A 13,261-nucleotide genomic window follows, 5' to 3' on the forward strand; every position below is an offset into this window, starting at 1 on the left:
ATGTAATATCCAGATAAAATATCAACATAGCACAAACATCAGTAAATAATTATATAGCCCGGCATACGATTGTTCAATGACCTTAAATCCATTTGTGTTGCATATGTCAATCACTTCTTTTTCATCAAACCGTTCTTCGAAGGGAGGGCCAAAGTCCATTTCAATTTTTTCCCAGTCTATGATAACCAGTCGTCCACTCTTGCCAAGAACACGTTTTACTTCTTTTAATATGGACAATTTATCTCCAAGCTCATGAAAAACATTAACCATTAAAAGTAGGTCAACAGAATTATCAGGAAGCGGAATAAAAGATTCTCCAGAGAGAAGGGTTTCGATGTTTGTAATTTTTTCTTTTTTTATTTTATCCAGAAGGATGTCAAGCATTTCCTGCTGGATATCGAGTGCGAATACCTTTTTAACACGCTTTGATGCAGGAATGGAAAAAAATCCTGTGCCGCAACCCAGGTCTGCAATTACCATTTCTCCTGTCAGATGCAGCTTATCAAGGATAATCTCCGGATTTAAGATTTGCATTCTTCCAGGATCATCAAGAATAGCAGCTTTTTTTACATCGAATTTATGAACCATATTCTTATTTAGGATGAACGCGTATATGCTTAATGGTTTCTCTGCGGGCAAATAGAACTTTTGCGACCGTGTAGAGTTGATAAATAACGATTCATTTATATGACTTATTCTAAATATCATTTAAATAACGAAGATTATTTATAGGGTGAAAATACATTATAGATATTGTGTGATGGATCATTTTAATTTCAATATGTGAATTGATTGTATATCCAGAAGCATAGAGGTAATATAATATGAGGATTCGAGTAGTAAGTTCAAAAGAAGAAATTGAAACATTAGGGGCTGGGGAAAAAATAATTCATCTTGCTTTCAGGCCATCAAATAAGGATATTTTTGCACTGGTGCAAACATGCCCGAACGTTAAAGCAATTCATGTACCAAGTTCGTACATCAAGACTATTTCAGGTTCAACCAGGATGTTCCTGGAAATGCAGGGAATTTCCCTTCTTGAAGGGGATGTGTGGGGACACAGGAAAGACATCAATGAATACTCGGAAGTCAAACCAGCAGTATTCGACAGAATGGAAGAGCTTAAATCCGAAGGCCTGTCAGAATCAGCGGTACTTGACAGGCTTGGAAGAGAAACACGCCTCAGTAAAGATCTGTTAAAATTCCTGTTAAAAGAGAAGGGTAAAAAGAAATAAAAAATCTTTAAACCTTTTTTTCTATTTTTATCATCTTTTTCTGTATTTCATCAAGCAATTGCTCATCGCTTTTGCCTTCGATTGCAATTCCAAGATCTTTTGCAATGGTTTTGATCTTAGAGGGTGAATTTTCAGAAGGTTTACTTTCTTTGCCGGGTTTACCGATATCACTTAATTCATTCTCGATCTCATTCTTTCCTTTTTTGAATTCACCTGTAGCCTTGCCAAGTGACCTGGCAAGCTCAGGGATCTTGCTCGCACCAAACAGTACGATAACAATCAAAACAATTAATGCTATTTCAAATGGACCAAATGCCATAATTATCCTGCTATGTTTGAGGGGGTTTTTGTTTCTTTTGACCTGACCTTCAGGCGTATCTCTTCAACAAGCTGCTCGCTGGTCTTGTTTTGTACATCCAGGCCCATTTCAATCGCTAAATTGTGGATCTTTGTATCTTTCTCATCCATTGGTTCGCCAACTTTTTTTATTTCTCGTTCTGTTTCCATTTGTGCTTTCTTGAATTCGCCAGCTGCTTTTCCCAGCGATCTGGCTAATTCCGGAATTTTATCAGGACCGAAAAGAATTATAGCTGCAACTAATATCAAAATCATTTCAGAAGGTCCGATTAGTCCCATATATTAATCTTATTTGTTCAATACTTAAATCTTTGCATCGGTGATTATAATAACAATTGTAAGCATTATTTTAATAATTTAACAGAAATTAATATATGTATTATAGGGATATAATAGCTTCATCCGGCTATCAAACAAAAGAGGATTCAACATGGAAATAATTGAAGTCAAATGTAAAAACTGCCACAGGCAAATATACGTTCAGAATAATATCGTCAGAGAAAAGATGTTCTGTACACTGGGGTGCATGAATTCATATAAAGCACATTCTCAAAAAATGGAATCCAATTGAGGGTGTTTTTTTCCGGTTTCAAATTATTAGGTTCGATAATAGACTTATATAGGGAATTCTATTTTTTTATATATAATTATAAAATCTCTTTATTAAAAAGACGGCTTAATAGAAAATTATGGAAACCTGTAATTCATAGAAAATATTAACTTTTTGTAATGATATTTATTTAATTGCTTTTGGCCTCTGGAAATTATATTTTCTCAGTTTTCCGCCAGCTATTTGTCCGGCCACATCTGATAGGATTAACAGGGGGATTACAGTCCAGTTAAGTCCTGAGAATATTCTTAACAGTAGTACTAATGGCACAGGGATATGTATGGCCATTATCCATTTCCTGGAGAACTTTGCAGCGTTTCCCCGGATATACCCGAACGGGAGGTTAATTAAAAATACTGCTAACATTATTTCATTTATCGACATTGTATCGCTCCTATCCTTATCCAAATAAATTGAATTATCCTTATCCTATTATTTGTATGCAATCATTTGCTTATGTAGTTTGCGGTCAGGAAAAATTTCATTCCATGATATTTTTCAGGAATTCCAAACTTGCAGTTCCTTCTTCAACAGTCCTTGCCTCGGTAACAAACCTGCCTTTAAACCCTTTGAATTTCGGCATGACATCTTTCCATTTAATAGTCCCTTTTCCAAGCTCAAGATGTTCATCGCTTCTTCCTTTATTATCATGCAGGTGAACATGTATCACCTTTCCAAGGTCTTCCAGGAAATCAGAAACAAGGCCGTTCGTATTGGCATGCCCCATATCAAGCGTCAATCCTGCATTCTCACGGTCCAGGGATTCTATCATACCCAGTATCTCACCGGGCTGCCTGCCGAAAATCTGCTGCATGTTGGGCATATTTTCCACTCCGATCTTAATTCCAAAATCAGCCGCAAAATCACAAATCGCCCTTAAGCCTTCAATATTCTGCTGCCAGGCCATGTCAGGAAGCTGCATTCCCAAAGGTGAAAGATGGCCGGGATGAACCACAGCAAGCTCAATGAAATCCGATGCCCTTTCAAGACATTTTGTCATCTGTCTTATGCTCTCATTCCAGATAGGGTGGTTGAGGCTTCCAAGATTAAGGTCTGAGAACGGAAGATGAAGCGTAAGAACAAGGTCTGTTGTTTCGATGATGTTTTTTATCCGTGAAAGAGTCCCGTCATTAAGTTGCTGTTTTCCTTCACTTACCACTTCCCAGCCAGTGAACCCCAGTTCTTCAAGGCCATAAGCCCAGTCAAACGGGTTATTTACAAGAGCAAGGGATGAGAAACTAATTTTCATTGGGGGCTTATTTGCATTCATAATATAAGGAATTTGGCATAATTTATGATTTAAAAATCCAGTAGTTTACCCTGAAAGGACTACTTTCTCAACATAAAGATTCGTATCTCCCAGCGATGGAAAATATTTATCATTTTTCAGGCTTATACTTAAATAATGATTGCCTGCGGGCAGCGTGACCCAGGTGAATATCCTTGATATTGTTGACTTACTATCAATTCTTTCTTCATCGATTTGTATCCCGTCTATCTCGATGCTTGCATTAGGCCACCAGACACCTACCAATGGCACTGAAAATTTTGTTCCATATCCTGTAAATGAAATGCTGTATTTTAAGTCCTGGTTTGTGGAAAATTGCCCGGAGAGCTTATAACTTTCATTGGATATCCACTGGTTGAATTCCAGGACTATTGGTTTTTGCGTTATTGTCAGATGACCTGAACCCGGATTTAATCCAGGCGAGGTTGCAGTTATCAACGATGTTCCGAATAAACCCGAACTGATGGTCGCACTGGCTTTTCCTTTCACGGTTGTCAGATTCGATGCTGAGAGATTTCCAAGCGATGCTGAAAGATTTATGTTTATTCCATCGCCTTGTGCATCTCTTCCTTTTTTATCTTTTAACTTGATCAGGATTTGAGCGCTGGTAACTCCATCTGCAGGTATTGATCCGGGATTCAAGGAAATCCAGAGGTTATTAGGCAGGACTGTGGGGTCATAAGGATTTATATATGCATTTAAATTATCAGTCATATGAACCAGAGTATATTTTTCTTTCCAGATCGGATCATAAACCAGTTCGAATGTCAGTTCATAATTTCCTTTTTCGGAAAGAACAGCGCCATTTTGTAATCCCCCTATATCATTAACTATCCATCTGCCCCCATCAAGAAGTCCTTCGCGCAGCTCAATAAAATCATCAAGTGGTATTCTGGTTTTCCCATTTGCTCCACTGTAATAAATAACATTTCCTCTATCTGTAGTCATTCCATCAGGTGTATTTGTTATGTTAAGATCATTATCAGGGTCAGGGTCCACTCCAAAGGCAAGATAATCCACATCTTCCGGGATTGTTACCATAAGAGTACGGATATTTCCGGATGGTGAATCAGGATCAATCAGATTCCGTGCGCCTCCGCTTTGCATCGTGCCCAATGAAGCTTTTATTTCTCCTATCTGCTTTTCCATGATATTTGTTGTCACCCCTGGCCAGATATGCGAAAGTCCGATGGCTGTAACGGCTATGATCGCTGCTGTCAGGATAATATATACTACAAGTCTTATGGGAATATCAATAGAAGCGCTGTCGTCATTAAAAAAAGAGACCATATTTTTCGGTTCTAATACAGTTCGGGTTCATAAATTGTTTCATTGCAAATTCCTGATGCACTATTCTTAATATATTTATATATAGATTATATTTGTGTTCAGAAAACCTTAAATAACTTGGATTGTTTCGGAGACTCCCGGGTGACATAAATAGTGAAAAAAAGCGATGAAAAAAATAACAGTAGTATCAATTCGGATATTAACGGGCGTATTGAATACATAGACCAGAGTTTGAGAAGCGTCGATAACCGCATGCGTGCTGTTGAAAAACGTCTTTCGATCAAAACGTTCGTACCTGATGCTGAAATATCATCTCCAGAAAAAGATAGAAGTGTTGATAATATCCGGCAAAATGAAATAACAGAAAAATTACTGGAAATAGACCGCAAATTAGCCAGTCTCGAAAAAACAACTCATGAAACCCATGTTACTGATATCGGTTCTATTAACTCGCAGCTTTCATATATTGAGAGCAGGATATTGAAACTTGAGAAACATAATGAAATAACTATCGGTAAAATAAAAGTCCCTATTGAATTTTCGGGTCTTGCAGCCACAATAGTAATGTTCGCAACAGGATACCTTATATACAGCGATCACTGGAATATTATCCGGTCATCATATTATCCGATATTGGTTGGATTATTATTTGGGGCGGTCGTAACAGGGAAGTTCATAATGACTAACAGGAAATAGGTCATTTCACTATTTTGACCGCAAATTCATTGGCATAATCCTGAAAACCATTTGCTTTGACGTCAAGCCTGAGATAACCTTCTCCTGTTTCCAGATCAAAATCGGTTTTTTTGGATCTTAAGACCGCATATCCCTCATTGTTTGTCATATTTACCGCAGCAGCACCATGACCTGAAAGGACCACTCTTGCTTTATTGATATATGTACCATCTGTTGAATCAATAACTTCTACTGCCATGTAAATATCATCCGTATCATTAAAAGCAGATAATATGATCAGGTTACTGCTTTTCAAATCCGCATGTATGGGTTTTGGTATTGCATCCTCACCATTATCTATTATTGTAAGCATGGCTGCCAATCCGGCCATTCCCACTATTGTAAGAACCACTATTTTTACAGGAATTCCAATTGCCATTTTTTCCTTCAGTTACCGGGGAATATAAAATATAAAAGCAAATCTATTTTTGATATAGCTGGATTGCTTTTTCATCTTCATAGTCGTAAAAACCATTGGCCTTGGCAACGAGTTTCAACTCAACAGTCTTTTGGTTTGGCCTCATGGTAACTTTTGAGTTGTTTGCAGTCCCGAGTGTTATAATACCTTCACCGCGGCTGTTTGTCTGGTCTACACCAAATCCTCCGCCCCCGGTCAGGGTAACACTTGCTTTTTCGACAGGATTATTATTCTTGTCATAAACTTTGACATTGACCTTTACTTCGTATGTCCCGTCACCGCTCAGGGTAGCAACGCTTCCTTGCTGTACTGCTCCATCGTCAATTTTAATATCAATAATATCCACACTTAAATTCTCCTTGGATTTAGGAATTATTGATAACAGCGCAGCCAGCGCAACCATACCGACAACAAGCATAACGACTATATTTATAGGCAACTCGATTGCACGTTCATCTTTTTTCAAGTTTTTTAGTATCATAGCACCACTTTTTGCACAAACACAACATAACAATATTTAATATTATCTTAACTAAAATATTTGCATGAGTACAATAATAATTAGTTACATTTCTTGAGTATATTTGAACCATCAAAACGGCATTTTTTCTATCGGAGCGACCAGCTGCGGCGCAACAAAGAAATAAAGCAACAAAAGAGTAGCTATTACAACCAGAATATACACAGGTTTATTCCATTCCCATACTTTCCTGCCGTCAAATATCCCGAACGGGATCATATTAAAAAGCGCAAGTGTGATATTAACGATAACCCCGTATCTTCCGATCTCATACAATATCCCCTGTTCAGATAACAGGAGGAAAAAAAACAATCCGAGAATAAGGTTTGAAAGCGGCCCTGCAAGCGAGATGCGCCCGTTTTCCCTTATGCCTACATTCCCGCCATATATCATTACAGCACCCGGGGCTGCAAATAATATACTGAACTGGTATACAAGGACAAGCATCAGCAAAAGCATGATCGGGCTCATCCTGAACTCAGCCCATGAACCGTATCTTTGCGCTACGATCTTATGGCTCATTTCATGGATAATGAATGAAATCCCGACTGTAAATAACGAAATAACAAGAGGATTGAAAATACCATTAACAAGCTCTTCACTGGAAGGTCTTGTACCGGATTTAGACCATAACAGCAGGATCGCGAATGCGTAGGAAATGGCAAGCCATGAAATAATGATGTGGATTATTTCAGTATTGCTTGTGTGGATACTGCGCATACTCCTGATATGGACAGCACCTTTATGATACATCGAAAAATCCGGTTTCCCCTTTTGGACCTTATCCATACATGTAGATTGGATTTCTTTGCATTTAACTATTATCAATATATTTAAATTTCAACGATGCTTATTAGGTGTGATGTTACGACATATCATCTCAATGAAGGATTTTTCACATGATGAGATTGATATTATCCTGAAAAGGGCAAAGGATTTTGAACCAATAGCAAGAGGGAAAAAATCATCACTTCTGTCCGGTAAAATCCTTGCGACGCTTTTTTATGAACCCAGCACACGCACACGTTTGTCTTTTGAAACTGCAATGAAAAGGCTTGGCGGAGAGGTAATTGACCTGGGCCCGGTTGAAAAAAGCTCTGTTGCAAAAGGAGAAACCCTTGCAGATACTATCAGGGTAATAGGAAATTATGCCGATGCTATCGTATTGAGGCATCCGAGGGAAGGTTCAGCCAGAATGGCTGCGCAATTTTCAAATGTCCCGATATTAAACGCCGGAGACGGGGCAGGGCACCACCCGACCCAGACGCTTCTTGACCTTTATACGATAATGCGTGAGAGCAAACTCTCAAACCTGCGCATCGCACTTGTCGGAGATCTCAAGTACGGAAGAACAGTTCATTCACTTGCTTATGCTTTATCCATGTATCATGCAGATATGACCCTTATCTCGCCAAAGCAGCTACAGATGCCTGATATGATCAAGAAAGACCTGAAAAAGCAGGGCGCAAGCATCACCGAGACAACGAATATTGAGGATGTACTGGAGGATATTGATGTATTATATGTCACAAGGATCCAGAAAGAGCGCTTTCCTGACCCGGCAGAATACCAGAAAGTTGCGGGCATATACAGGGTGACTATGGAATTGCTTGAAAAGGCGCCCGATAATCTTATAATAATGCATCCTCTGCCGCGTCTTGATGAGATCGATCCTGCTGTTGACAGGACAAAATACGCGCGTTATTTTGAACAATCGTTTTATGGTATCCCTGTCAGGATGGCGCTTCTTGCAATGGCGATGGAGGTTTAGATGAAACGAAATGATGCTGAAAACAAAACCCCAGACGGTTCATTGAAGAAAGGGATGCGTGTGCGCCCTATCAAGCATGGGACTGTTATCGACCATATTACAGCAGGCCAGGCGCTAAATGTTCTGAAAATACTCGGAATATCAGGAACAACGACCGCTGTGGTCAGCGTTGCAATGAATGTTCCAAGCGGGGTCCTGGAAAAAAAGGATATTGTGAAAATCGAGGACAGGGAACTCAAAGAGACAGAAGTTGACAGGATTTCACTCATTGCGCCAAATGCCACTATAAATATCATCCGGGATTTTGAGGTAATCGACAAACACAGGGTTGAGCTTCCCGAACAACTTGAAGGCGTGATGAAATGCGATAATCCCAACTGCATTTCCAACACTGTTGAGCCTGTTATTTCGAAATTCACCGTAAATAAAAAACCTGTGGAACTCCGGTGTATTTACTGCGACCATGTGATTTCCGAGGGGATTGCAGAGCACCTGATTTAATGCAAACTTTAATCTAAGGAAAAGTTCAATTTGAGTCCATGGACGAGAATACGATAAACAGGACAAAAGCTGCAATTAATGCTCTCATTGATATAGAGCAGTTGTGGATCGAAAATACTCCTAATTATAACCTTTCCACACAAGAACTGCTTATCCTGAAGAAAAGGCTTGAGCGGGCATCAGAGAATGTTTCCAGGATATACGAGGATAATAAGGTAAAATTGCAGGCTGCTGAAGACGAGATCAAAAAGATGCATGAAGGTAAAAAAAGAAAGTAAATAAAATATCAAAATTCATGCTTGAATCAAACCATACCAGTTATATTTTATTATATAGCCTATTTTCAGATTTTACTTATAATATATAGTGAATATATTTATAAGTTATGGGGTACTTCTGGATAATAACCTTTAAAGAGGTAAATATGATGGTCGAAATGAATACAAAATGCAAAACAACAACAGATTAATACAAGAGGATACAATAAAAATTTTGGAGGAATATTATGGAATCGGTTAGTGCACATGAATCAGTAATAAAAATGCATAATATATTGCATAAAGATAATGTAACGAACACTTTTGATAGGGCCCAGGCTCAGGGAAAACGCTGTACATTCTGCGAACAGGGTATAAGCTGCCAGCTTTGCAGCAACGGCCCATGCAGAATAAAGCCAGGAGCACCCCGCGGGGTTTGCGGCATAGATGCCGATGGCATGGCAATGAGGAACTTGCTGTTCCTGAACACCATGGGTACAACAGCATATACTCACCATGCAAAAAGCGTAGCAAAAACACTCAAAGCAACCGCACAGGGTAAAACGCCTTTCCAGATAAAGGACGAAGCAAAGCTTAGAAGTTTTGCAGAAAAGATGGGGATAAGAATACAGGGAAGCACAAAAGATACTGCAATTGCTCTTGCAAACGAGATTACTGCGCAAATAAACTCCGATTCTGACATCGAGCTTTCAAACGTCCTGAGATTTGCCCCGAAGTCAAGAATAGAAGCCTGGAGAAAACTTGGAGTACTTCCCGGAGGACCACTTCATGAGGTTATGGATGCTACCACAAGTGCGATGACAAATATTGATGGCGATTACGTTTCACTTGCAAAAAAGGCATTGCGTCTTGGTATTTCCTGCATTTACGGCTCACAGGTACCGCTTGAGATGACACAGGACATCCTGTTTGGAACGCCACAGCCTCATGCGGTCAATGTGGATCTTGGAGTTATCGACCCGGCTTACGTAAATATTGCTGCAAATGGTCATGAGCCTTTCATTGGCGTGGCTCTTATCAAAGCTGCCCATGAGACAAAAAACCAGGATGCTGCGAAGAAAGCAGGAGCAAATGGGCTCCACATTATCGGTTCAATCGAAACAGGCCAGGAGCTTATCCAGAGATTCCCGATCGATGATGTATTCGTGGGAATGATCGGGAACTGGCTATCTATCGAACCCGCGCTTGCAACAGGCGGCATCGATGTTTTCGCCATGGATATGAACTGTTCTCCTCCGGGAATGGGCGAATACCAGGAAAAATACAACACCAACCTTATTTCGGTTTCAAACCTGGTTAATGTTCCGGGCATGAAAGACCAGATAATCTATAAACCGGAAGATGCAGCAGACCAGGCGCAGAAACTCATAGATATCGCAATTGGGAACTTCAGGGATAGAAAAGGAAAGGTTACAAACCCATCAGGCAAAAAACAGAACGCTATAATCGGTTTCTCGACGGAGGCATGTCTTGGGGCACTCGGCGGCACACTTGCCCCGCTTCTTGATGTTATCAAGAAGGGGACTTTAAAAGGAGTCGTAGCGCTTGTGAGCTGCACAACGCTGCATGACAGCGGCCAGGATGTAAATACTTTGAAAATGGCCCGCGAACTTATCAAACGGGACATACTTGTCATCAGCGCAGGATGCGGAAATGCTGCACTTCAGGTCGGTGGACTTACAACTCTTGAAGCAAAGCAGGAAGCAGGACCGGGTCTTAAGGCTGTATGTGAATTACTCAAGATCCCGCCTGTCCTGAGCTTTGGTACATGCACGGATACAGGAAGAATCACGCTTCTTGTGACGGCAGTCGCTGATGCTCTGGGTGTTGACCCCTCCCAGCTTCCGGTTGCAGTCACGGCGCCGGAATATATGGAACAGAAAGCCACGATCGATGCATTATTTGCCCTGGCTTTCGGACTTTATACACACGTAGCGCCCCTGCCTCCGGTTGCAGGTGCTCCACGCCTCGTGAAACTCCTTACCGTAGACCTTGAAGGAATCACTGGCGGAAAGGTTGCTGTAGAAACAGACATGGTTGAAGCGGCAAAAGGCATAGAATCACATATCATGAAGAAACGGTCTGCACTGGGATTGCCTGCGTAAAAGACACATCCCACAGATTAATAAATGGTGTGCCAGCCTCCTGGCGCACCATATATTTATGGCATGCAACAAAAGGAAAATCATTTCAGATAAATTCTTTGATTTTTTCCAGAACGAGAATAGCATCCTGATGTTTTATATCAACTTCATTCAGTTTAATAAAATCAAGTAGTTTTTTCTTTTCAATTCCTGAGATAATTCCATTTTTCTCGCTTTCGAATACGACATGCTGGTAATTCCTGTCAGGATAGAATAACTTCCGGGCGATCCCGATAATAGCAGCTGCCTGTACCGGGTCTATAACTGCCGCATTTTTTGCAGCTTCAACTGTCATCCTGATATTAACAAGCGGAATTGAAAGCGCTTCATTTGATTCTGCATCAAAAGTAACAGCAACCTCGTCATCCGATTCAATAATCCCGTTCTTATACATCTCGAAAACTTTTCCTACACCTATCATGCCATAGGTTTCAAGCTCAGAAGACCTGAGTGCCCCCATACTTCCTCCTCCGACAATGATTATCCCACTTTTTAAGGCTTCAATTATTTCGCGATGAGCTACTGCCGCATTATCAAAAAAAACACCGTCAATTATCCCGATTATTTCCGGGGGTGACGCAAGAATACGTCTGAGATCATGGCGCTTCACAGGCGCACGATAATCAGCATCCAGTATTTTTCTTGCGTCGCTGTGGCTTATGCTTGTTCCTGTATACACCACAGGCTTCATTTAGCCACTCTCTTCTTCCTTTTCTTGATACGGTCCCCTTTTCTTTCACGGTCAAGCGTATAAAGTTCAAACATCGGGATTATCGCCCTTACTACTGGTATATCAACGCCTCTTGAAAGATTTACGATTATCGCGCCATCGGCTATATTATCAAGCCGCTCTAAAACTGTTTTTATGTTGGCAGCAGGCGTATTACTTGAGCTGTCCTCCAGCTCATCCATGTGGATTTTATCAAGATCTTCATACCAGTAGCTGTTCATTCGTTTCATGTGATCATAGCCAAAGGTTCTTACAACCTGTTCACGGTCAGTATCCTCGCGTGCTCCGTGTATCTGTACGACCCTGCTTTGCGCAGCTTCTGTCAGCGCCCTCGTGACCGCAATTTCAGGTGTCAGATGCGAACCAGCTCCCATAACAAGAAGAGCCGGGTCTTTAAGGACTGTATCATCAAGCGCTGTTACGACAGTTGGAATGTCAATATCGGAATCAAGCAGCCAGATCTTTACGTTAATTCCAGCAGCTTCCAGTTTTGTTTTAAGTGTATAATTCAGTCCGTCTTTTTCGGTAAGCACTATTTCTTTTCCGGGGTTCCGGGTATATTCAGCTATACTCAGTGAATCCCTTTCTATAACTTCAAGCAACCCATGAAGTATCGCTTCCTCTATAGTATTTCCCGAAGCCAGGCCGTTGGTATTGCTCCGGAACAGCTTATTTCCGCCCTGTGGCTCATAGGGATGGAAAACCGCATTTGCAGGAACGAAAACTTCGACATCGTTTAAAATGTCATCCCCCATGATCCATTCAAGTTTTGTGAATTCAGCAACTGGCTGTGGAAGAAGGAGCGCATCAGGGTACAGTGTCGGATAGCTCTCACACAGTGATTCGTATGAATCTGTAACCGTTTCTGTTTGCAGCTTGACGCCGCTGAGATTTACGCTTACCTCAGGCTGCTCGGCAAGGCAGCGCTCAAAACTTTCCATTATCGCAGATATCCTGGCATTTGTCTCTGTTGCGCCTTTTCCAGAGTAAATGGATATCGCACCTGCGGCCGCACTTGGCCTGATAGCCGAGAAAACAGGTATACCAACACGGTCAAGGTCAGTGATATTTGCAATTCTGGTCACACCTATCCTGGGAAGAAGCTTTGTAGTATTTGACAGTGTGGTTTCAGGATCAAATACGCGCTGTGTGCCTTCAAGATATTTGATATTCGGATCTATTTTTATAGCGCTCATTTCTAATTTCGGATTTGATAAGGATTATGCAAATTCTCAGTACGTTTTGGTAATATAAAAAAGTAGGGCATGGATTTCTTTAATGTTAAATGTAAACCGGATTTCAAACCATAAACCTTATCCTATTTCAGTTCCTCTGCGACGACTGGCATGCATATAAAAAACAACCTAAGAACCACAAAACCCAA

General features: G+C 40.7%; 17 protein-coding genes. 6 read left to right on the forward strand and 11 right to left on the reverse strand.

The genetic code is table 11. The features are described from left to right. Positions 1 to 21 precede the first annotated feature (21 nt). A complete protein-coding gene (locus tag FIB07_15770; GenBank protein ID NJD54307.1) occupies positions 22 to 708 on the reverse strand; it encodes a methyltransferase domain-containing protein in 687 nt (228 codons plus the stop codon). Between the two features lie 116 nt (positions 709 to 824). On the opposite strand from FIB07_15770, the gene FIB07_15775 reads away from it, so the two are divergent. Further along, the gene (locus FIB07_15775) at positions 825 to 1,235 is read left to right on the forward strand and encodes a DUF1699 family protein (GenBank protein NJD54308.1); all 411 of its coding nucleotides are present in this window, start codon (positions 825 to 827) and stop codon (positions 1,233 to 1,235) included. A gap of 7 nt (positions 1,236 to 1,242) precedes the next feature. Here the strand turns inward: FIB07_15775 and FIB07_15780 are convergent, their stop codons facing one another. The 5 genes from FIB07_15780 to FIB07_15800 all read right to left on the reverse strand — a co-directional run bounded on the left by FIB07_15780 (position 1,243) and on the right by FIB07_15800 (position 4,780). Beyond that, complete coding sequence (locus tag FIB07_15780; GenBank protein ID NJD54309.1) at positions 1,243 to 1,554, reverse strand: twin-arginine translocase TatA/TatE family subunit; 312 nt, start codon at positions 1,552 to 1,554, stop codon at positions 1,243 to 1,245. Positions 1,555 to 1,556: 2 nt separating this feature from the next. Next, positions 1,557 to 1,871 carry a twin-arginine translocase TatA/TatE family subunit gene (locus FIB07_15785; protein ID NJD54310.1) on the reverse strand — a complete coding sequence of 105 codons (315 nt, stop codon included), beginning with the start codon at positions 1,869 to 1,871 and terminating at the stop codon, positions 1,557 to 1,559. 457 nt (positions 1,872 to 2,328) lie between these two features. Continuing rightward, positions 2,329 to 2,586 (reverse strand): hypothetical protein, encoded by a 258-nt coding sequence (locus FIB07_15790; GenBank protein ID NJD54311.1) that lies wholly within the window; start codon positions 2,584 to 2,586, stop codon positions 2,329 to 2,331. Positions 2,587 to 2,683: 97 nt separating this feature from the next. After that, a complete protein-coding gene (locus tag FIB07_15795) occupies positions 2,684 to 3,451 on the reverse strand; it encodes a sugar phosphate isomerase/epimerase (protein NJD54312.1) in 768 nt (255 codons plus the stop codon). A gap of 66 nt (positions 3,452 to 3,517) precedes the next feature. Continuing rightward, a complete protein-coding gene (locus tag FIB07_15800) occupies positions 3,518 to 4,780 on the reverse strand; it encodes a hypothetical protein (protein ID NJD54313.1) in 1,263 nt (420 codons plus the stop codon). A gap of 153 nt (positions 4,781 to 4,933) precedes the next feature. Between FIB07_15800 and FIB07_15805 the strand changes: the two genes are divergently transcribed. Then, a complete protein-coding gene (locus FIB07_15805; protein ID NJD54314.1) occupies positions 4,934 to 5,476 on the forward strand; it encodes a hypothetical protein in 543 nt (180 codons plus the stop codon). 1 nt (position 5,477) lies between these two features. Here the strand turns inward: FIB07_15805 and FIB07_15810 are convergent, their stop codons facing one another. The 3 genes from FIB07_15810 to FIB07_15820 all read right to left on the reverse strand — a co-directional run bounded on the left by FIB07_15810 (position 5,478) and on the right by FIB07_15820 (position 7,242). Beyond that, entirely contained in the window at positions 5,478 to 5,894 is a 417-nt protein-coding gene (locus tag FIB07_15810) for a hypothetical protein (GenBank protein ID NJD54315.1), read from the reverse strand. A 43-nt stretch (positions 5,895 to 5,937) separates the two neighbouring features. Continuing rightward, complete coding sequence (locus tag FIB07_15815) at positions 5,938 to 6,414, reverse strand: carboxypeptidase regulatory-like domain-containing protein (protein ID NJD54316.1); 477 nt, start codon at positions 6,412 to 6,414, stop codon at positions 5,938 to 5,940. A 111-nt stretch (positions 6,415 to 6,525) separates the two neighbouring features. Continuing rightward, complete coding sequence (locus FIB07_15820) at positions 6,526 to 7,242, reverse strand: hypothetical protein (GenBank protein ID NJD54317.1); 717 nt, start codon at positions 7,240 to 7,242, stop codon at positions 6,526 to 6,528. A gap of 73 nt (positions 7,243 to 7,315) precedes the next feature. Here FIB07_15820 and pyrB point away from each other — a divergent pair, with 73 nt between their 5' ends. From pyrB to cooS, 4 genes are all read left to right on the forward strand, one after another. Further along, complete coding sequence (gene pyrB / locus FIB07_15825; GenBank protein NJD54318.1) at positions 7,316 to 8,224, forward strand: aspartate carbamoyltransferase; 909 nt, start codon at positions 7,316 to 7,318, stop codon at positions 8,222 to 8,224. Then, positions 8,225 to 8,725: an aspartate carbamoyltransferase regulatory subunit gene (locus tag FIB07_15830; GenBank protein ID NJD54319.1), complete on the forward strand. Its 501-nt coding sequence runs from the start codon at positions 8,225 to 8,227 to the stop codon at positions 8,723 to 8,725. A 38-nt stretch (positions 8,726 to 8,763) separates the two neighbouring features. Further along, positions 8,764 to 9,003, forward strand: coding sequence for a hypothetical protein (locus FIB07_15835; protein NJD54320.1), 240 nt, complete (start codon positions 8,764 to 8,766; stop codon positions 9,001 to 9,003). 227 nt (positions 9,004 to 9,230) lie between these two features. Further along, positions 9,231 to 11,108, forward strand: coding sequence for an anaerobic carbon-monoxide dehydrogenase catalytic subunit (gene cooS, locus FIB07_15840; protein ID NJD54321.1), 1,878 nt, complete (start codon positions 9,231 to 9,233; stop codon positions 11,106 to 11,108). Positions 11,109 to 11,193: 85 nt separating this feature from the next. Here cooS and FIB07_15845 read toward each other — a convergent pair whose 3' ends face one another. Then, positions 11,194 to 11,838 (reverse strand): TfuA-related McrA-glycine thioamidation protein, encoded by a 645-nt coding sequence (locus tag FIB07_15845; protein NJD54322.1) that lies wholly within the window; start codon positions 11,836 to 11,838, stop codon positions 11,194 to 11,196. Beyond that, positions 11,835 to 13,073: a YcaO-related McrA-glycine thioamidation protein gene (locus tag FIB07_15850; protein NJD54323.1), complete on the reverse strand. Its 1,239-nt coding sequence runs from the start codon at positions 13,071 to 13,073 to the stop codon at positions 11,835 to 11,837. Before FIB07_15850 ends, FIB07_15845 begins: the two co-directional genes overlap by 4 nt. Between the last annotated feature and the right edge of the window lie 188 nt (positions 13,074 to 13,261).

Source organism: Candidatus Methanoperedens sp., assembly GCA_012026795.1.
Classification (GTDB): Archaea; Halobacteriota; Methanosarcinia; order Methanosarcinales; family Methanoperedenaceae; genus Methanoperedens.